Origin of the sequence: Shewanella gelidimarina, assembly GCF_023283945.1 — a bacterium.
Taxonomy (GTDB): Bacteria; Pseudomonadota; Gammaproteobacteria; order Enterobacterales; family Shewanellaceae; genus Shewanella; species Shewanella gelidimarina.
This window is the reverse complement of the sequence record NZ_JAKIKW010000010.1, coordinates 22,723-45,467: the sequence shown is the minus strand read 5'-3', so window position 1 is coordinate 45,467 and position 22,745 is coordinate 22,723. Positions and strand designations below refer to the sequence as shown.

20 protein-coding genes are annotated in these 22,745 nt (G+C 45.1%); 13 read left to right on the top strand and 7 right to left on the bottom strand.

What is annotated here, in order from left to right:
• Positions 1–9: 9 nt before the first annotated feature.
• The 5 genes from L2729_RS10435 (at position 10) to L2729_RS10415 (ending at position 4,259) form a co-directional block, all read left to right on the top strand.
• Positions 10–1,239, top strand: coding sequence for a beta-ketoacyl-[acyl-carrier-protein] synthase family protein (locus tag L2729_RS10435; protein ID WP_248988216.1), 1,230 nt, complete (start codon positions 10–12; stop codon positions 1,237–1,239).
• Positions 1,232–1,708: a hotdog family protein gene (locus L2729_RS10430; protein WP_248988215.1), complete on the top strand. Its 477-nt coding sequence runs from the start codon at positions 1,232–1,234 to the stop codon at positions 1,706–1,708. Before L2729_RS10435 ends, L2729_RS10430 begins: the two co-directional genes overlap by 8 nt.
• A 100-nt stretch (positions 1,709–1,808) precedes the next feature.
• Positions 1,809–2,534, top strand: coding sequence for a 3-ketoacyl-ACP reductase FabG2 (locus L2729_RS10425; RefSeq protein WP_248988214.1), 726 nt, complete (start codon positions 1,809–1,811; stop codon positions 2,532–2,534).
• Positions 2,531–3,772, top strand: coding sequence for a beta-ketoacyl-ACP synthase (locus L2729_RS10420; RefSeq protein WP_248988213.1), 1,242 nt, complete (start codon positions 2,531–2,533; stop codon positions 3,770–3,772). The genes L2729_RS10425 and L2729_RS10420 overlap by 4 nt, the downstream gene beginning before the upstream one ends.
• 160 nt (positions 3,773–3,932) lie before the next feature.
• On the top strand, positions 3,933–4,259 hold the full coding sequence (locus tag L2729_RS10415) for a rhodanese-like domain-containing protein (protein WP_248988212.1): 327 nt from the start codon (positions 3,933–3,935) through the stop codon (positions 4,257–4,259).
• Between the two features lie 79 nt (positions 4,260–4,338).
• Here L2729_RS10415 and L2729_RS10410 read toward each other — a convergent pair whose 3' ends face one another.
• Positions 4,339–4,932, bottom strand: a complete 594-nt coding sequence (locus L2729_RS10410) for an FMN-dependent NADH-azoreductase (RefSeq protein ID WP_248988211.1) — start codon at positions 4,930–4,932, stop codon at positions 4,339–4,341.
• Positions 4,933–5,325: 393 nt separating this feature from the next.
• Between L2729_RS10410 and L2729_RS10405 the strand changes: the two genes are divergently transcribed.
• A complete protein-coding gene (locus L2729_RS10405; protein ID WP_248988210.1) occupies positions 5,326–6,699 on the top strand; it encodes a DUF4397 domain-containing protein in 1,374 nt (457 codons plus the stop codon).
• Positions 6,700–6,776: 77 nt separating this feature from the next.
• On the opposite strand, the gene L2729_RS10400 is transcribed toward L2729_RS10405, so the two are convergent.
• The 5 genes from L2729_RS10400 to L2729_RS10380 all read right to left on the bottom strand — a co-directional run bounded on the left by L2729_RS10400 (position 6,777) and on the right by L2729_RS10380 (position 10,264).
• Entirely contained in the window at positions 6,777–7,226 is a 450-nt protein-coding gene (locus tag L2729_RS10400; RefSeq protein WP_248988293.1) for a thioesterase domain-containing protein, read from the bottom strand.
• Between the two features lie 21 nt (positions 7,227–7,247).
• Complete coding sequence (gene dtd / locus L2729_RS10395) at positions 7,248–7,685, bottom strand: D-aminoacyl-tRNA deacylase (RefSeq protein WP_248988209.1); 438 nt, start codon at positions 7,683–7,685, stop codon at positions 7,248–7,250.
• 83 nt (positions 7,686–7,768) lie between these two features.
• The gene (locus L2729_RS10390) at positions 7,769–8,338 is read right to left on the bottom strand and encodes a hypothetical protein (RefSeq protein WP_248988208.1); all 570 of its coding nucleotides are present in this window, start codon (positions 8,336–8,338) and stop codon (positions 7,769–7,771) included.
• Positions 8,335–9,273: an alpha/beta fold hydrolase gene (locus L2729_RS10385; protein ID WP_248988207.1), complete on the bottom strand. Its 939-nt coding sequence runs from the start codon at positions 9,271–9,273 to the stop codon at positions 8,335–8,337. The genes L2729_RS10390 and L2729_RS10385 overlap by 4 nt, the downstream gene beginning before the upstream one ends.
• Positions 9,260–10,264, bottom strand: coding sequence for a virulence factor BrkB family protein (locus L2729_RS10380; protein WP_248988206.1), 1,005 nt, complete (start codon positions 10,262–10,264; stop codon positions 9,260–9,262). Before L2729_RS10380 ends, L2729_RS10385 begins: the two co-directional genes overlap by 14 nt.
• 120 nt (positions 10,265–10,384) lie before the next feature.
• On the opposite strand from L2729_RS10380, the gene L2729_RS10375 reads away from it, so the two are divergent.
• From L2729_RS10375 to L2729_RS10360, 4 genes are all read left to right on the top strand, one after another.
• Positions 10,385–10,606, top strand: coding sequence for a hypothetical protein (locus tag L2729_RS10375; RefSeq protein ID WP_248988205.1), 222 nt, complete (start codon positions 10,385–10,387; stop codon positions 10,604–10,606).
• Positions 10,607–10,668: 62 nt separating this feature from the next.
• The gene (locus L2729_RS10370; RefSeq protein WP_248988204.1) at positions 10,669–11,316 is read left to right on the top strand and encodes a DUF2959 domain-containing protein; all 648 of its coding nucleotides are present in this window, start codon (positions 10,669–10,671) and stop codon (positions 11,314–11,316) included.
• Positions 11,317–11,498: 182 nt separating this feature from the next.
• Positions 11,499–12,713 (top strand): 4Fe-4S binding protein, encoded by a 1,215-nt coding sequence (locus L2729_RS10365; RefSeq protein ID WP_248988203.1) that lies wholly within the window; start codon positions 11,499–11,501, stop codon positions 12,711–12,713.
• Positions 12,714–13,193: 480 nt separating this feature from the next.
• On the top strand, positions 13,194–14,393 hold the full coding sequence (locus L2729_RS10360) for a DUF418 domain-containing protein (RefSeq protein WP_248988202.1): 1,200 nt from the start codon (positions 13,194–13,196) through the stop codon (positions 14,391–14,393).
• Between the two features lie 579 nt (positions 14,394–14,972).
• Here L2729_RS10360 and typA read toward each other — a convergent pair.
• Positions 14,973–16,784, bottom strand: coding sequence for a translational GTPase TypA (gene typA / locus L2729_RS10355; protein WP_248988201.1), 1,812 nt, complete (start codon positions 16,782–16,784; stop codon positions 14,973–14,975).
• Positions 16,785–17,522: 738 nt separating this feature from the next.
• Between typA and glnA the strand changes: the two genes are divergently transcribed.
• From glnA to L2729_RS10340, 3 genes are all read left to right on the top strand, one after another.
• Positions 17,523–18,932, top strand: coding sequence for a glutamate--ammonia ligase (glnA, locus tag L2729_RS10350; protein WP_248988200.1), 1,410 nt, complete (start codon positions 17,523–17,525; stop codon positions 18,930–18,932).
• Between the two features lie 219 nt (positions 18,933–19,151).
• Positions 19,152–21,332, top strand: coding sequence for a carbohydrate-binding family V/XII (locus L2729_RS10345; RefSeq protein WP_248988199.1), 2,181 nt, complete (start codon positions 19,152–19,154; stop codon positions 21,330–21,332).
• Between the two features lie 159 nt (positions 21,333–21,491).
• Positions 21,492–22,721: a dicarboxylate/amino acid:cation symporter gene (locus L2729_RS10340; protein WP_248988198.1), complete on the top strand. Its 1,230-nt coding sequence runs from the start codon at positions 21,492–21,494 to the stop codon at positions 22,719–22,721.
• Positions 22,722–22,745 lie beyond the last annotated feature (24 nt).

Sequence of the window (22,745 nt, the reverse complement as noted above, 5' to 3'; positions counted from 1 at the left end):
TGATTTAAAGTGAAGTCAAATATCGCAATAGCAATAACCCAAATAGGTTTATGTACCCCGTTAGGTGACACCCCTGCGTCGGTGCTTAATAATCTCATTACCGCAAATGTCGACGGCATGAGATGGCGCGATGATTTAATGTTTGATCGCCCGGTACTCGTTGGTGAAGTGGCCAGCAAACTACCCGAGTTAACGACGCAATGGCGACACTTTGATACCCGTAATAATCAGCTCGCCTTAGTCGCTGCCAAGCAAATCGAACAATATGTTATTGCTGCTAGCACCCAATATGGTGCCAATCGAGTTGCCGTTGTCATTGGCACGAGTACCTCAGGTATCGCCACTGGCGAGCAGGCATTAGCGCATCATCATCAGCATGCTGAATTTCCCGCGGGATATGACTATTCACAACAAGAATTGGGCGACAGCAGTCAGTTCTTACAACGTTACTTTGGGCTAAGCGGACCTTGCTTTACCGTCTCAACCGCCTGCTCTTCAAGCGCTAAAGCATTTGCCAGCGCACGACGGCTGCTCAACGCTGACCTCTGTGACATGGTCATTGTTGGCGGAGTAGACTCATTATGCCAATTAACCATCAATGGTTTTAGCTCACTAGAATCAATATCAAAAGCGCATTGCCAGCCATTTAGTGCCCACCGCGATGGTATTAATATTGGCGAAGGAGCTGCATTGTTCACCCTAGAACGGGCAACTGAGCTGGACCATATTCTATTGACCGGTGTGGGGGAGTCTAGTGATGCTTATCATATTTCTGCGCCACATCCGCAAGGAACTGGCGCCATCGTCGCCATGCAATCTGCGCTATCGATGGCAAACTTGGATGCCGAGCAGATTAGCTACTTAAATTTACACGGCACGGCGACGCCCAAAAATGACGCCATGGAAAGCCGAGCCGTCACAGCGGTATTCACTAAACAGCTCCCTCCTTGCAGCTCAACCAAACCGTTAACCGGACATACCTTAGGCGCAGCTGGCGCGATTGAAGCGGCCTTTTGTTACCTGTTGCTCAGCGATTTAAACGTCGATAACAGACTGCCACCACAGCGTTGTGATCAACAGCAAGACCCTGATAATCCGGTATTACCTCTGGTGAAATCCGGCGACAGCGCTAGGATAAACCATGTGATGAGCAACTCTTTTGCTTTTGGTGGCAGCAACGCCAGCCTCATATTCAGCCGCCATGCAAAAACTACTGATGAGACTCAACCACATGTTTGATTTAACCACCCTTGCCAGCCAAGACGTAGAGCAATTTATCCCCCATCGGCAACCTATGGTGCTGATCAGTAATCTATTAGAGTATGAAGCTGATAGTTTACTCACCCAAACTAAGATAACGACAACCAGTCCCTATTTTGATGACAGCCTACAAGGGGTGCCAAACTATGTCGGCATTGAATACATGGCGCAAAGCATTGCCGCTTTAGCGGGGGTTGAAGCGCATCTTAGACAAGACATCATCAGAGTGGGGTTTTTACTGGGGACGCGCAAACTGAACATGCATCTTTCGCACTTTACAGCAGGTGAAACCTACCAAACCCAAGTCACTCGACTGTATCAAGAAGAGTCTGGCTTAGCGGTTTTTGACTGCAAAATTATGCACAATGAGCAGATAGTTGCCGAAGCAAATGTGAACGTTTTTCAGCCTCAAGACACCAAAAGCTATCTTGCCGCAGCGACTGACTGAACAACAAAGATACTAAATTGAATTAAACATCATGAGAACAGCATTATCCTATTGAACTGAACGATAGTTTGCATAACAACGGAGCTGTTAGGGAGGAAAGATGACTAAAAGAGTACTGATCACAGGTTCAAGCCGCGGAATAGGCAAAGCGATTGCCTTAAAGCTGGCCGCTGCAGGCTTTGATATCGCCATGCATTATTATCAAAATATCGACGCCGCAAACGAAACACAGCAAGCGTTAGAGCAGCTGGGCGTGTCTGTATCTTGCCTTAAATTTGATATCGCCGACCGCGCAACCGTAAGGCAAGCCATTGAACAAGACATTGAACAGCACGGCGCTTATTACGGCGTGATATTAAACGCCGGCATTAATTGCGATACCGCTTTTCCGGCCATGACAGAGTCAGAGTGGGACAGCGTGGTCCACACCAATTTAGATGGTTTTTACAATGTAATTCACCCCACGGTAATGCCCATGGTACAAGCTAGACAAGGGGGCAGGATCATTACTATGGCCTCAGTTTCTGGTATTGCGGGCAACCGTGGGCAAGTCAATTACAGCGCTTCAAAGGCCGGGATCATCGGCGCTACCAAAGCGTTATCGCTTGAGCTAGCAAAACGCAAAATCACCGTCAATTGTATCGCTCCAGGGCTAATTGAAACCGATATGGTGGCAGATATTCCCAAAGAGATGGTCAATACTCTCGTCCCGATGCGACGTATGGGTAAAGCCTCAGAAATTGCCGGGCTGGCTAACTTTTTAATGTCTGAAGATGCCGCTTACATCACTCGCCAAGTGATCTCCGTTAATGGAGGCATGATATGAGCCAGCTCCCCCGCAGAGTCGTCATCACCGGCATCGGTGGGATCTCAGCCCTAGGTCATGACTGGCAAACGATTGCGAGCAATCTTAAAGCTCAGAAAAACTGTGTTGTTCGGCTCGATGAGTGGGACAAATTTGAGGATCTAAATACTCGTTTAGCCGCTCCTATTACTGATTTTGAGAAACCCGCGCATTATTCTCGCAAAAAGATTCGCTCAATGGGCCGAGTCTCCATCATGGCAACGCGAGCCAGCGAGCTGGCCTTAATGGATGCCAACCTGCTTGATGACCCTGTGGTGACATCGGGGGCGATGGGGATCGCTTACGGCTCATCCACCGGCAGTACCGAACCTATTATCGCTTTTGGCGATATGCTGAAAACAGGTGACATGTCAGGCGTCACAGCGACCAGTTACATCAGGATGATGGCCCATACCACCGCGGTAAATGTTGGCGTTTTTTTTGGTTTAAAAGGACGAGTGCATACTACCAGTAGTGCTTGCACCTCCGGCAGCCAAGGAATTGGTTACGCTTATGAAGCTATAAAATATGGCCAACAAGAGCTTATGCTTGCCGGCGGTGCTGAAGAGTTATGCCCAACTGCAGCTGTTGTATTCGATACCCTTTTTGCCACCAGCACTCAAAACGATACACCGTCACAAACGCCTAAGCCATTTGATAAGCAGCGTGATGGATTAGTCATTGGTGAAGGCGCTTGCACCTTAGTGCTTGAGGAGCTCGAACACGCCCAGGACCGTGGCGCTAAAATCTATGCCGAAATCGTCGGTTTTGGTACCAACTCAGATGGCTTACATGTTACCCAGCCAAACGCAGGGACGATGGAAAAATCTATCCGACTCGCGCTTAAAGATGCTGCTATTGATGCCAGTAGCATTGGTTACGTCAATGCCCACGGCACAGCAACTGAACGTGGCGATATAGCTGAAACACTGGCGACCAACGCAGTGTTTGGCCCATCACAGCCTATCTCATCACTTAAAAGTTACACTGGCCACACCCTTGGCGCTTGCGGTGCACTTGAAGCTTGGGTCAGTATTCAGATGATGAACGAGGGCTGGTTTGCCCCCACACTGAACCTCACCGAGATTGCTCCTGAATGTGGTCAGCTCGACTACATTAAGGATGATATAAGGTTACTCGAGACTGATTATGTCATGAGTAACAACTTTGCTTTTGGTGGGATTAATACTTCACTGATTTTTAAGAAGTGGTCGACATAACCCCTTTATAAATAGCTCCTTTTGGGAGCCGGTTTAGTTAGCATAATCGATATATCGGTAACCTTGAACTATGAATTAGAAAAATCTTATTGAAATAAATCTAATAAACGGTTTTAATAGGTGTCACTAATATATAAATTGCTATGTGAAAGGAGAGTCCATGTCTGAACCTATACTTTCGACGCTGTCTAGCTGTCAGCCAGGAGATAAGTGTTGGCAACTTATCGAACAAGGCGCCACTGTTATTGACGTTCGTAGTCCTCAAGAGTTCGCTAGCGGCCATCTGCCAAACGCGATCAATGTGCCGCTGGATACCTTGGCGGCATGGGTTGTCCGTATCAACAACCTACAACAAATCTTTCTACTCTACTGCGGCGCTGGTATTCGAGCGCAAAAGGGCTGCGATATACTCACAGCAAGCGGCTTAGCAAGTGTCGTTAACGCTGGCGCCCTTAAAGATCTATTGGCTTGCGAGCCACAACGCTAAAGCCACTCAGTAAAAAAGGCCGCTAACATAAGCGGCCTTTTCAGTTCATACAGCAATGCAGCTGTTCAATGAAAAGAAATTAAGCGTCTATCAAGGCTAGCGCTTGCTTTGCTTGCGCGAGCCCTAGTTCTGTCGCTTCTGGTCCCATTGCCAATGCTTCGCCATAGACGAATTCAACATCATCAATGCCGATAAAACCCAGTACCGTTTTAAGATAAGGCACCACATGATCAGAAGCGGTATTTTTGTGCACGCCGCCTCGAGTGCTAATAACAATAGCCTGCTTGCCCTTGATTAACCCTACAGGACCATTTTCGCCATAGGTAAATGTCTCTCCAGCACGCGCAACAAGATCGATCCAATTTTTAAGCTGAGTAGGAATAGAGAAATTGTACATTGGCGCAGCAATCACAATCGTGTCGTGATCTTTAAGCTCTTGAATTAATTCATTGGATAGCGCAACGGCATCTTGTTGACGTTCCGATAAATCATCCCCACCGCGCATACCCATCGCAATTTCACCATCTAAAACGGGAATCGGCTCGGCAGCAAGATCGCGTACTGTAATCAGCTTTCCTTGAGCAGCAAACTGCTGGCTTAGATGTTCAATCAACTGAGCTGATTGCGAATAACCACCCAGAATACTCGATTTTAATACTAGAACTTTCGACATAACGCACTCCATATAATGATGACCAAGCAGAGGGAAATAAACGAGCTCAATCGAATAGCTGTAGTTTAGTGTGCGATAAAAAACAATAATAGCGGATAAAACGCGAGATACCGTTCGAATAAATAGAATGATACTCCAGTGTGAAATGGCCGTTTTTGAATAACTTATACACAGTAACCGCTGTCGATTTAGTTAACAAAGGCTCTAAAGACTAAAATACTGGTAAATTAGACTTCGTAAATAAAGCCCGAAAATACTATTTTAAAGCAATAAGTTAATATCATCGCCGTCGTTAAAACACTTAAAGATGATAAAGATAAGTGACCAAAATGTGATCGTTGCTTTTTGAAGCCACGTATAGCGAATGGAACCCAAAAAAAGAAGGGAAATCCAATGCAACGTCTACATACTAGCGCCTTAATCATTGCAACACTCGCCTTAACCGCCTGCGGAAGTGATGACGATAATGGTCCAACTCCAGAAACGTTTTCACTCCCAGTAGAAAAGTCACAAGTGCGTATTATCCATGCCAGTGCCGATGCCCCCATGGTCAATATTATGGCCAACGGCAGCACCTTGCTTGAGGATGTCGACTACGCTCAGTCTTCAGGATTGCTCCTCGTTGATGCAACATCATATGCCATTACTGTCGACGCCCAACTGCCCAGTGATGAGGTTTTAACGGTACTGAGTGCCGACTTAGATGCTGAAGCTGATATGGAATACACTGCGGTCGCGGTTGGTAGTGTTGCAGACGAGAGCTTAGGTTTAGTACTTATCGCGAATAGTACGGCTGACATTGCCGCTGATTATGTCCGTGTGCAAGTACTGCATGGCACTGTAGGCGTAGGATTAGTCGATGTTTATGTCACTGCAGTAGATGCAGATATTAGTATGATGGCAGCCACGTTGTCTGTCGATTATATGGATTATACCGACCAGCTAGAAATTGCTGCCGGTGATTATCAAATCCGGATTACAGCGGCAGGTCAAAAAGACGCGGTTTATGACTCTGGTAGCGTGACATTAGCCTCGCAGACCGATTACTTGCTCACCGCAGTGACTAATGTTTGGAGTGGCACATCTCCAGTTGCTCTGCTTGCAGCGCTTCCTGAAGGACAAGCCTTGCTTCAAGATAAAAATGCCGGAGCAGATCTTAGGGTGATTCACGCTGTTGCAGATGCTCCAGCTGTCGATGTGTTTCTAGATGGGGGAACAACACCCGCGGTTGCTATGCTCACATTCAAGCAAGTCACGCCCTTTTTGAACGTACCCGAAGGGGACCACACTGTTACCGTGGCAGCTAATAGCGATAATAGTATTGTTGTCATCGACATGGCTGCAGTGACATTAGAGCAAGGTATGAGCTATTCGGCACTTGCTGTTGGCTCACTTACAGATAATGACATTATGCCGTGGGTATTGATGGATAGCCCTCGACGTATAGCAACGGCAGCAAAGCTCAATATTGCCCATGCTTCATACTCTGCTGGTAATGTTGATATTTACTTAACTGCGACTGATGATATCAGCGATGCAACTCCCGCGTTGAGCAATGTGCCCTTTATGGCAGCCTCTGGTGCACTGTCCATTACAGCGGGCGACTATGTTGTTAGCGTAACACCACACGACAGCAAAACCGTTGCAATCGGTCCACTAGCTGTATCCTTAATGGCTGGCGGTATTTATAGTGTCGCGGCAGTTGATAATATCGGCGGCGGAACACCACTTGGCGTAATTTTGATGGATGATTTCACCACTAAATAAATGACTATAAATAAACTTAAGCGACTTAACTCAGTTGAGTCGCTTTTCTGTTTAATCTGAATGTCACCACAATAAAGTTATGAATTTTTGGTGGGTAAACTCACGAATATAGCGTCAAAATTAGCACATAATTTATCGCCGCAATATAGCTCTATCGTTAAAGGAACTCGTGCCCGTTTGCCACGCTGCAACACAGATAGGTCCGCGCCAGCCCAATGGGTTCGAGCAACAGGTGCTTCGCTGATAGGCGCAATATAACGAATATGTGCATCGGCCAGCACGATATCGCCTTCGACACCAGCAAGCTGTTGCTGCAACCACATCATACCCCAGCCAGTTAACGTCATTAGGGTATAAACACTGCCCGCAAACATCGTTTGATGCAGATTGATGTTCGGCGCCAAAGGGGCGGTAACACTAAAGCTATCGGCGCTAAAATCAAGTGGCATAACTTGCATAAACTCACTAACTGGTATGGTTTGATACCAAGTCTGGCGCAGTTGTTTTAGTAACTGCGTTTCATCCATCAGTTTCGATGTCATGGCAAACTAAACCTGTAGATTAAACGTCACCGGGCCATCATTAACTAATGAGACTTTCATATCGGCAGCAAATTCCCCCGTTTGAGTATTGACCCCTTTCGACTGACAGAAATCAACAAAGGCTTGATACAGTTCACGCGCTTGATCTGGCGTACCGGCGCCCGAGAAGCTGGGACGTAAACCACGGCCTGTATCCGCAGCCAGTGTAAACTGTGAAACCACCAGTAAACTGCCACCAGCTTGCTCTAGATTAAGGTTCATCTTGCCATTCTCGTCAGAGAACACCCGATAACTCATCACTTTAGTTGCTAACTTCTGCATTTTTGCCACATCATCTTCTCGCTCGACCCCCAATAAAACCAACAGGCCTTTATCTATCTCTCCAATCGTTACGCCATCAACGACGACATTGGCTTCACTCACACGTTGAATAAGGGCTATCACGTAAAACTCTCCGACTAAAAAAGCAAAAAAAAGCGCCTAGCTCACTCACGCAAGACATAGGCGGTTTTTTGAAGCGGGTAAACTTAAATTGATTTCATCTGTTGCATCACAGGGATTGGCTTAATAACATCTTCTGAGCCTTCAGGTAGCGATTTACCGACCTGACGCAAGCCTTCATCGGTCCAAAGTAAAAAGCGACGGATCTCTTCCATACTAATGGTATCGACAAATGTAGCGGCGCCTTGCACTTGAATCACAGCGCCTCGCTCTCTAACTACAAATTTTGCAAAGTTGAGTTTTTGGTTAAGTGTACCAATCATAACCAACATCTCTTTGCTGCCCACATACTTAGGGTGAATAGCATAAAAGCGGTTCATTAAAATGCGGTCGATACCTTCTGGGTTAATACTTGGCTGCAGGATAAACTGACTATTATCAAAATTTACCGCCACACCATTAGGCCCAGCTTTAGTCGCTAAGTAGTTTTTACTGAGCAATGCTTCTAAAAGTTTTGTTGAAGCTTGTTCATTTGTCATCCCACCTAAAGTCACACTATCAGGGGCCTTAGCCATTACTTCAACGTCAGAGTTGTTCTCTGTTGCAGCACAAGCACTAAGGCTCATGACCAAGCCTGCTATTAATAATTTTTTCATCGGAGTCGAATTCCTTTATTTATTTTTAGGGCCATTTCCCTTATGGCGTTCACGATTGCATTCGCCATTTTGACGTCCGCCAATGCATGATAACCGCCGTTAACTTCCATCACCTTTATCTGATGATTTACCTTATTTTGCAAAAAACCATGTACAAAACCGCTTGGACAAACCCTGTCTAGCTCTCCTTGAATAATGAGCGTTTCCGCTTGAATATCCATCACAGTGGCAGACAACTGCTCAAAGGCACCGAAGTAATTATGAGTCACATAATAAAGCTCGATACTTGCTAAAGCCTGACTAAAAATGACATTTTCACCCACTTGCAAACAACCTGGGTAGGCCAAAGCCAGCTCCCAGTTTAACCAGCACCTCACAAAATGCTGACGAATGCTTGCAGAAGTATTGTCGAAACCCTCTCGGTAACATGAAAATAATCCATCGAGTTGATTACTCGGTGCCGCAGCCACACTAAAGGCCAGATGCTCAGATGGAAACAAACGAGCGGCCCCCTGTTGACCATACAACCATTGAATGCTTTCCTCGCTAGGAATAAAAGCGCCCCACAGCACTTGTTTGCTCACTCGGTTTGGATAAAGCCCAGCGTACAATAGCGCCAATGTCGCGCCAAATGAGCCACCCGCTAGCGCCCACTTAGCAATACCTAACCACTCTCTAACCTGTTCAATATCAGTGAGTAAATGATTAACACTGTTGTGCGCAAGCCCTCCTCTAGGTCGCGATCGCCCCGCCCCTCTTTGATCCATCATGATCACGTGGTAAACCGAAAGGTCGAATAACGCTAACTCATCAAATGAGCAGCCAGCCCCTGGGCCACCATGTAAATACAGCAACGGAATACCATCAAGATTACCGTATTGGCTGATATATAATTCATGCTCATCACCGACTGCTAACCAGTCACGCGCTATCAACGTCTACTGCCTTAGCGTTGTCTTTAAGCCCCTTTTTAGATGTCGATTTGAGCTTATCAGCATCAACTGGGCTGCTATCGGTAGCCGGCACTGGAGTCTCTATTTCGCCGCTATTTTCTAATAATAGCGCCGTCCTAGCCAAGTGTCGTTCACGTAAATATTCCGGCATCGCAGCGGTAATTTCAGCGCCAACCAGCACGATAATCCATGAGACATACACCCACACAAACAAAATGGGGATCACCGCTAATGCCCCGTAAATAGCTTCGTAGCTCGGAAACTGAGTAACGTAAAATGCAAAGCCTTTTTTGCCCAACTCAAACAGCATTGCCGCGACAATGGCACCCAGTAATGCATGGAAAAACTTAACTTTCTTATTCGGCACCACCATATAGAGCAGCAGAAAAGCAGCCACCGAAAATATCATTGGCAACCGCTCAATAATCAGCGGCACCACGCCCGACAGTTCAGAGTCATTAAATAGCTGAAGTGACACTAAATAAGAGCTAGCCACCAAGCTTGACCCTACCAAAACAGGCCCCAACGTCAGTACCATCCAGTACATCGAAAACGACACTGCAACTTGACGTTTTTCTTTGGTACGCCAAATACTGTTAAGTGACTTATCGATTGCAGAGATGAGCATTAATGCCACCACCACCAGGGCTGCTATACCGACGGTGGTACCTTTAGAAGCGTTGGCCACAAATTCATTAATATAGATCTGTACCGTATCCCCGGCAGCAGGTAAGAAATTGTCATATACAAACCCCTCCAACTGTTCCCGAATACCGGCAAAGACCGGAAAAGCCGACAGCATAGAAAACATGACGGCCACAATCGGTACTAACGAGAGTAACGTTACGTAGGCTAAGTGCCCCGCTTTAATATTGACTTGGTCCTCTTTGAAGCGGCGTAGCAAATGTAAAAAAAATGCCCAAATACTCCACAAAAAAGATCGAAATTGATTCACTGCTATCTTATTTTTCACTTGTCACTCTTGATTCTGTTAAAGTTGTACGAATATGTACAACGATAAATGATTTGTTTAAATCTATATTGGTACAATAAAGCTTATAACCTTCTCTTTACAAGTATAAGGATCGAATTGATGTCTCAACAGGGTTCCGCAGGCAATGTTATTGCCGCTATCGCAAGCTTTTTCTTTCCCGGTCTTGGGCAACTCGTTCAAGGTCGTATACTCGCTGCATTAGTGTTTTGTATTGTCGTCGTGGTCGGTTATGCCATGTGGTGGCTAATATTCCCCGCCATCATCGGTGCCGTAGCCCATTTGTGGTGCATTATCGATGCGGCTAAATATCGCGCCGATTAGTCCAGCGCCAATACACACAAGTTTAGGGTTAAGCTTTAGAATCACATTCGGGATTGAATAAGATGAAAAAAATATTATCGGTTGCTATCATCAGTTGCGGTTTACTGCTGACGGGTTGCCAAAGTGCCTACTATGGCGCCATGGAAAAGGTCGGTTATCACAAGCGCGATATCATGGTTGATCGGGTTGAAGATGCCAAAGAGTCTCAAGAAGAAGCGCAAGAGCAGTTCAGCTCTGCACTAGAAGAGATGCAAGCGTTACTTAACCATGACGGTGGCGATCTCGAAAGTGCTTATAACAAGGCCAAAGATGAATATGAGTCGGCGCAAGATGCGGCCGATGATGTCACTAAGCGCATCGACAAAGTTGAAGATGTCGCCGAAGCATTATTCGATGAATGGCAGACAGAGATAGCCGAGATAAGCAAAGCTAGTCTGCGCCGAAATAGCGAAAGCAAGCTTAAACAGACTCGCCGTTCATATACTCAGCTGATCAAAAGCATGCGTCGTGCAGAAAGCAAAATGCCACCGGTACTGACGGCCATGAAAGACAATATGCTTTACTTAAAGCATAACCTTAACGCACAAGCCATTGGCGCCATTAAGGGTGAATTTAGCAGTTTACAAACTGATATTTCTGGTCTGATAAAAGAGATGAACAAATCAATTGATGAGTCGACTAAGTTTATTGCGACCTTAGAAGGCAAATAAGCGACGACTAAACTGCGGTTCCTACGCCTTGTGGCTTAGGAACCGAATTTGTGAACTCAAAGCCTAATTTCTTATAGTTTAATCACAAGTTTACGACCTACCCCACAATCTGCTTACACATTTAGAACTTCTTCCTTTAAAAAGTTTCACAGTAGTATCAATCATTATAAACTGACACCGTTATGAGCTTTATCGAATCATTAACTCTTATTTTGGCACTGACTTACAGTGTGAGCCTGCTTTATTGGAGTGGTAAAAAATGGGGGGCTGCAGCAAGCGGAGTATTAGTGTCTGCCGCAGTCATATCTAGCCTATATTGGCCTCTAATCGCCTCTCTTGCCATTGCAGCAGTCATTATTGGCTTAGTCAGCAAGTTTCAACCTCAAGTCGCTCAGGGCGATATGAGGAGCAATAACTTACGCGAAGGGGTGCAGCATCTGCTAGCGCTATCGATGCTGCTCGTTGGAGTGCAGTTTGCGGTGAATAGCGCACTGCTTAAAGCCGGGATTACGCCTTGGCTTATGCGTCCCGATGTTGGTGATGCATTCCTACCCATTGCCGGCGGTATCGAAATCAAAGCCATTATCAGCCTCGGTATTTGGGATCAAACTCACCCGGCAGCGGCAGTAATGTTAACCGTCGTACTACTAACCGGCTTGATCTGTAAACGTGCTTTTTGTGGCTGGGCTTGTCCGCTCGGTTTAGCTGGCGAATACCTCTATAAACTCAGAAAACGCTTTGTCAAACGTGAATATTTACCACCAGCTTGGCTAGATTGGCCACTGAGAATGGTGAAGTACCTTCTTTTACTGGCGTTGCTTTATATCATTGTGGGCATGCCAGCACAGGGAATACCTGACTACCTCAGTGGCAATTATCACAAGATAGCGGATCTAAAAATGGCACTGTTTTTTATCACTCCAGGCCTAGTTACTTTTCTCTGTTTCAGCTTCATTCTGAGCCTGGCGTTATGGCGCCGACAAGGATTTTGCCGTTACATCTGTCCTTATGGTGCATTACTCGGGCTAGTCAGCTTTTTAAGTCCATTTAAAATTCGCCGCAATACTCAGCATTGCTTGATTGACAGTAAAGGGATGAACTGTGATAAATGCAGCCGTGCCTGTCCTGCTAATATTTCGGTACATAGTCAGATCAATATCCGCTCAGATGAGTGCCAAGCCTGCATGCGCTGCGTATCAGCCTGCCCTACAAAAGAGGCTTTGCAATTTAGCACTCGCAACGGTATTAAATTATCGGCACGAGGCCTTACCATCGCCTTAATGGCACTACTGTTTCTGGTCCCTCTGATTGCTTACCTATGTGGTTTTTGGGTAAGTCAAACACCAACAGAAACACGGATGTATTTAATCCAACACTTAAATTCGATAGGGCATTAGCGCTAGTCGAAGCAACACAACGTCTCCAAGGATGGAGACGTTTCTTTCAAGTAGAAGGAGTGCACTCAAATCTGAATATCGGATTTTTTTAAAACTAAACTTTTGTTAATGCAGAAAGTGGGAACCATCTAGAATTATCACACTCTGATTATATGAGGCTAATGTTTGTAAGCCATTTTTGTCGGTTAACCACTGAAAAATGCCCTGCTAAATATTTGTTTTATTCATCATCACTCCCTACTGCGCATTCCTAGTTAGGTTTGGCAAAAAAATTCAGTTTCAACGCTAGCGCACTGTAAATTGAACATATTATTCGGCAATCCATATGGATTGCTTTTTTTTTGGCTAACGTTTTATTTTAATCAGATTTATACCCAAACCACATAAAAGGTAATCGATTGTAGATGTCGTGATTTCGTAAATGACTTAATGCTGATATTGTCTAGCCTATTATTGCACTTGGAGTGCAAGCAAAAAAACATGGAACCGTTAACCGTGATAATGAATAACCCAACGCAGAACCCGACAGATTTTGATCGTAACGCTAATATCGATGTTATTCGTGGCTTAGCGGTATTGGGCATTTTGTTCATCAACATCTACTTCTTTGGCAATGCTATTTCTGGCTACGCCAGCCATGAATCCAACCCATTGCATGACACCTTAGTGGAGCTGTTTAGCAATTTTTTTATTGAAGGCCGCTTCATTAGTTTGTTTTCAATGCTATTTGGGGTGGGATTGGCGATTCAATTCGACAGATTGTCAGCACAAAATAAAGATGCTTACGGATTAATGAAATCCAGGTTGAAGTGGCTTGTGGTTTTCGGGGTGATACACGCTATTTTTATCTGGTCTGGTGACGTACTTTTTACCTATGCACTCAGTGGGTTTGTGGCACTTTGTTACCTTAAGCTGGATCACAATAAACTGCTAAAAAAATCACTTTTGTTTATCGCTGCCCCTGTGTTGCTCCTCACCCTGATTAGCCTATTATCTCCCGAGGAAACATTTATACGTGGATCTGCGCTATTTAAAGAGGAGTCCCTAATATGGTTTGGATCCTATGCAGAACAGCTGATGATGCAGTTGACAATATTTGCAACGATGCTATTTGTTATCCCATTAACTCTTATGTGGTTATCAGCAGGCTTAATGCTGCTTGGCATAGCGCTTTACCGTAAAGGCATTTTTGAGCACGGCTTTAACAAAAGCCAACTTATCCAGCTTGCAGTAGCGACGGTGCTATTATCGGTTTTAGATAGCTTATTGACCCTTTCAACAGATCCTATATTAAATACCCTATCAGGTGCTGCCGTTATCGTCAGTGCGATACCTATGGCGCTGATTTACATTCATGTACTGGTTAAAATATGCCAAAACCGTTCCACTGTATTGGCGTCATTACAGAAGGTAGGCCGATTATCATTAAGTCTATACATCCTGCAATCGACTTGTGGAGTACTCGTTTTTCGCTATTTTGCGCCAACACTAATGAACACACTCGACAGGCCCGGCTATATGTTGATTGCGCTTGGTTTCTCTATTTTTCAAATCATTCTCGCCAGCGTATACCTTAAGTATTTCAAGCAAGGGCCATTGGAAATGCTTTGGCGTAAACTCACCAAACCTAAAGCGACTCCAGCTAAAAATAAAGGTGCTGATGCCGTGACGACCGATTAACTTGCGAGTCAATTTAACGCCGCAATTTAACACTCCGTGTGTTGATATTGCCAACCTATCGCATTTAAAAGCCGGTTATTTTTGCAGATCACTTTTTCACTCAAAAATACCGCGCACGGATACAACCCGTGTTATTACCCGCCTCCCGCAAGGCTGTGCGTATGAGCGGTGACGCGCTGTAATCTCAACCTTGGAAGCGTGTCCTGTAATGAACGGCCACAGCGCATCTTCATCTATTCATTTACGAGTCCTTTGGATCAACCATTTGGAAGCACTGAATTCCATTATGTTCCAGACATAAACCCCCTCCTAGTACATCCTGTACTTCGGGGATAAATACATCTGACCGCCAAGGCCTATGATATTCCCTATATCACTTAGGCATTCCTCACATCCCTGTGGGTCAAGGAGGGAATGCCAATAAATGAATGGAACATTTATGGCCAGACATAAATCCCCTCCTTGTACATCCTGTACTTCGGGGATAAATACATCCATGTATAAAAAAGCCCCGAACATTTTCATGTTCGGGGCTTCTTCGCGCTCAATCCTTTTAAGGACTGAAGCTAAACGCAACGATTACTTGCGGTTATGACGCTTACGATCGTTTTCGCTCAAGTAACGCTTACGAACACGAATGTTCAGCGGTGTTACTTCTACTAGCTCATCATCATCGATGAACTCAAGCGCTTGCTCAAGTGTCATGTCGATATGTGGAGTCAGTACTTGCGCTTCATCGGTACCCGATGCACGCATGTTAGTTAGCTGCTTACCTTTCAAACAGTTAACAGTCAAATCGTTTGCACGAGCGTGAAGACCAACAACTTGACCTTCATAAACTTCTGCTGCGTGTGTAATAAACAGACGACCACGAGCTTGAAGGTTAAACAATGCGAATGTCAGTGCTTTACCGGTTGCGTTAGAGACCAATACGCCACGTGCGCGTTGACCAATATCACCACCTTTCACAGGACCGTAATGGTCGAATGAATGGTAAATAAGACCAGAACCTGAAGTGGCTGTCATGAAGTCAGTTTGGAAACCGATTAGACCACGACTAGGGATAACAAAATCGATACGTACACGACCCTTGCCATCCATTTGCATGTCTTTCATGTCACCCTTACGGATACCAAGCTTCTCGATAACGCTACCTTGATGCTCTTCTTCAACATCAACGGTCAAGTTTTCGAATGGCTCACACATCTCGCCATCGATCTCTTTAACGATAACTTCTGGGCGAGAAACAGCTAGCTCGTAACCTTCACGACGCATGGTTTCAATCAAGATTGAAAGGTGAAGCTCACCACGGCCTGAAACACGGAAACGATCTGGGCTTTCAGTTTCTTCAACGCGCAATGCAACGTTGTGAACTAATTCCTGCTGCAGACGCTCAAGGATGTTACGTGAAGTTACGTACTTACCTTCTTTACCAGCGAATGGAGAGGTGTTGACCTGGAAGGTCATCGTTAGCGTTGGCTCATCAACAGATAGCGGCGGTAACGCCACTACGTTATTTGTTGCACAGATAGTGTCAGAGATTAACAGCTGACCAAGACCCGTAATCGCAACGATGTCGCCTGCGTTAGCGATTTCAACTTCGTTACGCTCTAGACCCATGTAACCTAATACCTGGCCCATTTTGCCGTTACGCTTCTTACCATCAGCACCAATAATAGTGACCTGTTGGTTAGTTTTAACGCTACCACGCTTGATACGACCAATACCGATAACACCCACGTATGAGTTGTAATCGATTTGCGAGATTTGCATCTGGAAATCACCATCAGCATCAGCATCAGGAGATGAAACTTTCTCAACGATAGTTTCAAAAAGAGGCGTCATATCACCCTCTTTTGTTTCAGGATCAAGCGAAGCGTAGCCGTTTAATGCAGAAGCATAAACGATTGGGAAATCTAGTTGCTCATCGGTTGCGCCTAAGTTGTCGAACAAGTCAAATACTTGGTCGATAACCCAATCAGGACGTGCGCCAGGACGGTCAATCTTGTTGATAACAACGATTGGCTTAAGACCTTGAGCAAATGCTTTCTTAGTCACGAAACGAGTTTGTGGCATTGGACCATCTACTGCGTCAACTAGTAGTAATACTGAGTCAACCATAGATAGAACACGCTCAACCTCACCACCGAAATCGGCGTGACCAGGGGTATCAACGATGTTGATACGGTAGTCGTTCCACTTGATGGCAGTGTTCTTGGCCAGAATCGTGATACCACGTTCTTTTTCAAGATCATTTGAATCCATCACCCGCTCAGCGGCTTCTCCTCGAGTCTCAAGGGTTCCTGACTGCGCCAGCAGCTTATCAACCAAGGTAGTCTTACCATGGTCAACGTGTGCAATAATGGCGATGTTACGTAAATTCTCTAACACGGCTAAACCTCTTACCATCGGTATAAATATATAGGGGGGGTACTGACAACCACTAAAACCAAACGATTATAGTTGTTGCTATAAAAAGCGTGACATTCTACTCTAGGTGGCGAGTATCTCACAGGATTATTTTTAACCAATCGTTAAAAATAACTTATGCGTGTTGCTTTTTTCCGTCATAACGTACGCTTTACATACACTTTCCATCATTATCTTTGATGGGATTATTTATATTTTTGCTCCTTTCAAATACCTCTTTGAGGCGTTTAGCGTCCTTTTAAGTTGTCAATTTTGTTAAACATCCTGTTTTACGCCCCTCTAGTCGACTTCCTAGTTTAGTCTGTTTAAACAGATAAGCCTGCGAGTGGCATGAAACTGTCTTTTATCTGAATAACACTTATCTATATTTGGTTGATTTTTCTTTGGCTTATCCCCTATAAAAAAGTCTTATTCTTGGCTATTCTGTTGTCTTGCTTTTAATCATTATCCAACGGCTAGCCAATATCAAAACAATCTAGCTGCACAATGATGGCGCGCGCACCATTTTGATCCACGACCTGCACCAAAACAGTGCGCCAAAGCTAACTTTATATTTTTAGTATGATTTAGAATCCATATAAATCATAATGTTACATTATTGGCACGACTCTCGCTTTACTGATAGCAGAATCGCATATAGCGCTAAGCATTAAGATAAGAAACAAGGGATAACCCTTTACCCTACTCGGAGACTTTAGAATGTCAGCAGAATCAGTTTTACAACAACTACAAGAATTAGAAGTTAAGTTTGTTGATCTACGTTTTACCGATACCATAGGTAAAGAGCATCACGTTTCGATCCCAAGCCACCAAGTTGATGAAGACTTTTTCGAAGACGGTAAGATGTTTGACGGTTCTTCAATTTATGGTTGGAAAGGCATTAACGAATCTGACATGGTATTGATGCCAGATCCGGCAAGTTTTGTACTTGATCCGTTCACTGCAGAAACAACTGCAAACATTCGTTGTGACATCCTAAACCCAGGCACTATGACAGGTTACAACCGTGACCCACGCTCAATTGCTAAGAAAGCAGAAGACTACTTACGCTCTACAGGTATCGCAGATACCGTATTGATTGGTCCTGAGCCAGAGTTCTTCCTATTTGATGACGTTAAGTTCAGCTCTGGCATGCAGGGTTGTTTCTACGAGGTTGACGCTGTAGAAGCCGCTTGGAACTCTGGCACTAGCTACGAAGGTGGTAACAAAGGTCACCGTCCAGGCGTTAAAGGCGGTTATTTCCCTGTAGGACCCGTTGATTCTTCACAAGACATACGTTCAGCAATGTGTCTTGTACTTGAAGAGATGGGCCAAGTTGTTGAGGCGCATCATCACGAAGTCGCCACTGCTGGTCAAAACGAAATCGCCACTCGCTTTAATACGCTTACACTTAAAGCAGATGAAGTTCAGGTGCTTAAATATGTTGTCCATAACGTGGCAGACGCCTACGGCAAGACAGCAACCTTTATGCCTAAGCCAATAGTGGGTGATAACGGTAGCGGCATGCACGTGCATCAGTCGCTAGCAAAAGACGGCGTGAACTTGTTTGCCGGTGATAAGTACGGCGGATTGAGCGAAGATGCATTGTTCTACATCGGTGGCATTATCAAGCATGCGCGTGCCATCAACGCATTTGCTAACCCATCGACGAACTCATACAAGCGTCTTATTCCACATTTTGAAGCGCCAGTAATGCTTGCTTACTCAGCAGCAAACCGCTCAGCATCTATCCGTATCCCAGTGGTACCAAGTGCTAAAGGTCGTCGTATTGAATTACGTTTTGGTGACCCAATGGCTAACCCATATTTAGCATTCTCTGCAATGCTAATGGCTGGCCTTGACGGGATCCAAAACAAGATCCATCCAGGCGAAGCAATGGATAAAGATCTATATGACTTACCACCAGAAGAAGCGGCTGAAATTCCAACGGTTGCAACTTCGCTCGAAAATGCACTTGAGTGTCTCGATGCTGACCGTGAGTTCCTGACTCGTGGCGACGTATTCAGTAACGACTTTATCGACTCTTATATCAAGCTTAAAACTGCTGATGTTGAGCGCATAAACCAAACTACTCACCCAGTTGAGTTTGAGCTTTACTACAGCTTGTAAACTCAACAAACTGAGCTAATGGTGTGATAAAACGCCATTTCAAAAGCCCTAACCGGAAACGTTTAGGGCTTTTTTGTACTTATAAATCAATAATATTCCGGTCGATTAATGCGATTATAATAATGAACAGCTATAGTTGTTCTGAATAAAGTTTAACCATTACAATAGCCATCGTGTTAGCTTGATATTCACCACTCGATCAAAAAAGAAGGAACTGCTATGCCAGCTAGAATTTTTGCATATTGCCGCTCAATTCTCGCCGTAATCATGTTGATGCAATTGGGTCTAGCCCATGCGAATGCGATTGAGTGGCCACAGGAAGTAACAGATAAAGAGGGCACCATTGTGGTATACCAACCACAGCCAGAATCACTCAATGGTAATATTCTGCAAGGACGTGCGGCAATGTCTCTCGAACTCATCGATAGAGATGACCCCATCTTTGGCGCCTTTTGGTTTAGTGCTCGCATTGATACCACCACAGACAACGCTACCGTTAGAGACGTTAAAGTCACCCAGGTTCGTTGGCCAGAATCGACTGAAACCGATGAGCAACGCTTTACTGAAGTGGTAGAAAAAGCCTTAGGCAGCAGTAGTTTTAAGATCTCGATGGAACGCCTTTCAGCCAGTCTAGCGAATGCTAAGCAAGAGAAACAAAGCTTAGAAAACATTAAAAACGATGCCCCCAACATTATTTTCCGTCAGCAACTCAGTGTACTACTGTCTTTCGACGGCGCGCCGCAATTTAGAGAAATAGAAAACAGTCCTTATGAGCGAGCATTAAACACGCCATTTGCGGTTGCACGTAACCAACAAACTAAAAAGTTATACCTCAGTAGCGGCACGTTCTGGTACACCGCAGACAACCCCATGGGTCCTTGGCAAACAACCGAATATCCGCCTGAAGACCTCGTTAAAATGCTGCCAAAACCTGAAGATGCCACTCCAGCAAAAAGTGCCTCAGCACCCGCTGTCATTGCCGTAAACACCGCCACCGAATTGGTCGCAACAGAGGGTAAGCCCAGATGGAAAAGCCTGACTGAGGGTAAGCTGCTGTACGTGAGTAATACGGAAACGGCATGGATCAGAGAGGTTTCTTCAGGTGATATGTATTTATTGCTTTCGGGGCGTTGGTTTAAAGCCAAGAAGGAAGCGGGACCTTGGGACTTTGTTCGCGCCGATAAGCTGCCGACGAGTTTTAATGATATCCCGCCTGAATCCGATATTGGTGGATTACGTGTTTCTGTTGCAGGCACCACAGAAGCAGACCAAGCGATGCTCGATGCGCAAATACCACAAACTGCGGCCATTAAACGTAGCGAAGCCAAACTCACCGTTGAGTACGATGGAGAGCCAAAATTTGATGCGATACCAGGCACCAAAGTCGCTTATGCGGTCAATACCGCCACCCAGGTACTGAAAATAAACGACCAATACTACGCGGTTGATAACGCCGTTTGGTTTATCGCTTCAACAGCTAAAGGTCCATGGACGGTCGCAGATAATATCCCGACAGACGAGATTGCAAAAATCCCTCCAAGCTCACCAGTATATAACACCACTTATGTAGAGATTTATGACTCTACACCCGAGGTTGTTTATGTGGGTTACACCCCGGGCTATATGTGGTCCTACCCCTATTACGGTGTACCTGTCTATGGCACAGGCTGGTACTACCCTCCCTACTGGGGGCGTTACTATTACCCGAGACCACCAACCTGGGGATTGCATGTTGGTTATAACCCTTGGACAGGCTGGAACGTCGGTGTGAGTTGGAGCAATGGTTTCTTTAGCGTAGGGGTTGGCTGGAATGCTGGCTGGGGTAATAACTATCATCCAGGCCGATGCTGTGGCGGTTATTACGGTGGAGGTTACCGTCGCCCTGTCGTGATAAATACCGGTGATATTAATATCGGTAACAGTGTCAGTATCGGTAATAGAACCAATATCTCCAACAAGGTTACCAAAAACAACAATATTTCAGGTAACCGCGTGGGGAAAAATAACCTCTATAACCGTCCCGAGAACCGTGTACGTAATGCCGACTCAAAGAAAATAAACAACAATCTTAGACAAGCGACTCATAACAAAAGCCGCGACAACAATGTCTTTGCCGATAAGAATGGCAATATTGCACGAGATAACAATGGTGAGTGGCAAAGCCGCAATAAAGGCAATTGGACACCGACACCAGAAACAAAGCAGAGAGTGGAAACAGGACTTAACAATCGTGAAATCAGTAAGCCTGTCACTATGCCATCAAGACCTAATACTGATATGAGTCGCCCCAACAATATGGAGCGACAAATGAATAACCGCAACATTGACCGAGAAGGATTAAACCGCTCACGCAACGCAAGGCAACACGGCATGGCGCGAGAAGGTCGAAGAGGACGTTAATTCGCGACGATTCAATATTTAAAGGCCTGCTTACTGCAGGCCTTTTCCTTTTCTTCTATCGCTTGTTAGGTTGACACCCCATCTATGGCTAGATAGCTTAATGGAATACCCCATCGAAAGTCAGTGTTCTGACAACCAATAATAAGTGGACCTTCATTTATGTGGCAAAAACTTGAGCCCTACCGTTCTTCAATTGTTTTACTGTCAGCGCTACTTATTGGTGGCGTTATCGGTATTGTGCTCCCTGATTTTGCACTTGAATTAAAGCCTATTGGGCAAATCTTTCTGAATTTGCTATTCATGATTATCGTGCCGCTCGTCGCGATTAGTGTGACCTCTTCCATTGCACGTATGACAGACTTAAAAAAACTCGGTGCCATTCTTATTACCCTCTTCTTGGTGTCAATTGCAATGGCAATTATCCCCGCCGTATCGATTGTAGGCTTGGCTCTGGCCTTCGATCCTGCGCAAGGTGTTTTGCTCGATCTGCACCAACATGTTGAGGCGGGGGCTGGCACAATGGATTTCGTTGGCTTGCTCACCACCAATGATTTTGTTGGTTTGCTCTCTAAGTCCAATATTCTGGCACTGATCATCATGTCGGTCATCGCCGGGATCGCCATTGGGCAATCAGGAAAAGATGGTGAGAAAGTCTCAAATATCCTTGATAGTCTCAATACCGTTATCATGAAAATAGTATCCATTTTGATGGTAGCTGCCCCAGTAGGACTAGGCGCCTACTTTGCTTCAACGATGGCGAGTCAAGACACCGAACTGTTGAGCACTTTTGCTCGCGCTATTGGGCTATTCTTTGTTGCGGCAATTATCTATTTCATCATCGGCTCAACTCTTTACGCTTGGTTAGGTGGCGGGACAAAAGGCGTTACTCAATTTTGGAAAAATGCAGTTGCACCGTCAGTTACCGCATTAGGTACCAGCTCCTCTCTGGCCACGTTACCCGTTAATATCCGCGCCGCCAATAAGATGGGCATAAAAGAGGAGATAGCAGATATTTGCCTGCCTTTATTGGTCAATCTCAATAAAGGCGGTGCCTCGATGACCACCGCGCTAAAGATTGTATTTATCTATTCAATATTGGGTTTGGATTTCACTGTGGATGTTTTTGCACTCACCGTGCTTATTTCGGTGTTGTCAGCATTTATTATTAGCGGGGTGCCTGGCGGTGCCTTTTTAGGTGAAATTTTTATCGTCACCACTCTTGGTCTACCGATAGAAGTTATTCCTATTTTAGTCATTATCGGTGCAGTGACCGATGCACCTGCCACGCTTATTAATGTAATTCACGACCTAAATGCCACTCAGATTATTGAACGGATCAATGGCAAACGCTACCAAAGTAAAGTAACTGAGTCGCCGTTGAATAAATAAGAGTGCTGATTACCCTCAAAATTT

What these genes read in the sequence shown, in the direction of transcription:
- L2729_RS10430 (WP_248988215.1), top strand. Translation starts at nt 1,232, where the DNA reads ATGTTTGATTTAACCACCCTTGCCAGCCAAGACGTAGAGCAATTTATC.
- L2729_RS10425 (WP_248988214.1), top strand. Translation starts at nt 1,809, where the DNA reads ATGACTAAAAGAGTACTGATCACAGGTTCAAGCCGCGGAATAGGCAAA.
- L2729_RS10420 (WP_248988213.1), top strand. Translation starts at nt 2,531, where the DNA reads ATGAGCCAGCTCCCCCGCAGAGTCGTCATCACCGGCATCGGTGGGATC.
- L2729_RS10415 (WP_248988212.1), top strand. Translation starts at nt 3,933, where the DNA reads ATGTCTGAACCTATACTTTCGACGCTGTCTAGCTGTCAGCCAGGAGAT.
- L2729_RS10410 (WP_248988211.1), bottom strand. Translation starts at nt 4,932, where the DNA reads ATGTCGAAAGTTCTAGTATTAAAATCGAGTATTCTGGGTGGTTATTCG.
- L2729_RS10405 (WP_248988210.1), top strand. Translation starts at nt 5,326, where the DNA reads ATGCAACGTCTACATACTAGCGCCTTAATCATTGCAACACTCGCCTTA.
- L2729_RS10400 (WP_248988293.1), bottom strand. Translation starts at nt 7,226, where the DNA reads ATGGATGAAACGCAGTTACTAAAACAACTGCGCCAGACTTGGTATCAA.
- L2729_RS10390 (WP_248988208.1), bottom strand. Translation starts at nt 8,338, where the DNA reads ATGAAAAAATTATTAATAGCAGGCTTGGTCATGAGCCTTAGTGCTTGT.
- L2729_RS10375 (WP_248988205.1), top strand. Translation starts at nt 10,385, where the DNA reads ATGTCTCAACAGGGTTCCGCAGGCAATGTTATTGCCGCTATCGCAAGC.
- L2729_RS10370 (WP_248988204.1), top strand. Translation starts at nt 10,669, where the DNA reads ATGAAAAAAATATTATCGGTTGCTATCATCAGTTGCGGTTTACTGCTG.
- L2729_RS10365 (WP_248988203.1), top strand. Translation starts at nt 11,499, where the DNA reads ATGAGCTTTATCGAATCATTAACTCTTATTTTGGCACTGACTTACAGT.
- L2729_RS10360 (WP_248988202.1), top strand. Translation starts at nt 13,194, where the DNA reads ATGGAACCGTTAACCGTGATAATGAATAACCCAACGCAGAACCCGACA.
- glnA (WP_248988200.1), top strand. Translation starts at nt 17,523, where the DNA reads ATGTCAGCAGAATCAGTTTTACAACAACTACAAGAATTAGAAGTTAAG.
- L2729_RS10345 (WP_248988199.1), top strand. Translation starts at nt 19,152, where the DNA reads ATGCCAGCTAGAATTTTTGCATATTGCCGCTCAATTCTCGCCGTAATC.
- L2729_RS10340 (WP_248988198.1), top strand. Translation starts at nt 21,492, where the DNA reads ATGTGGCAAAAACTTGAGCCCTACCGTTCTTCAATTGTTTTACTGTCA.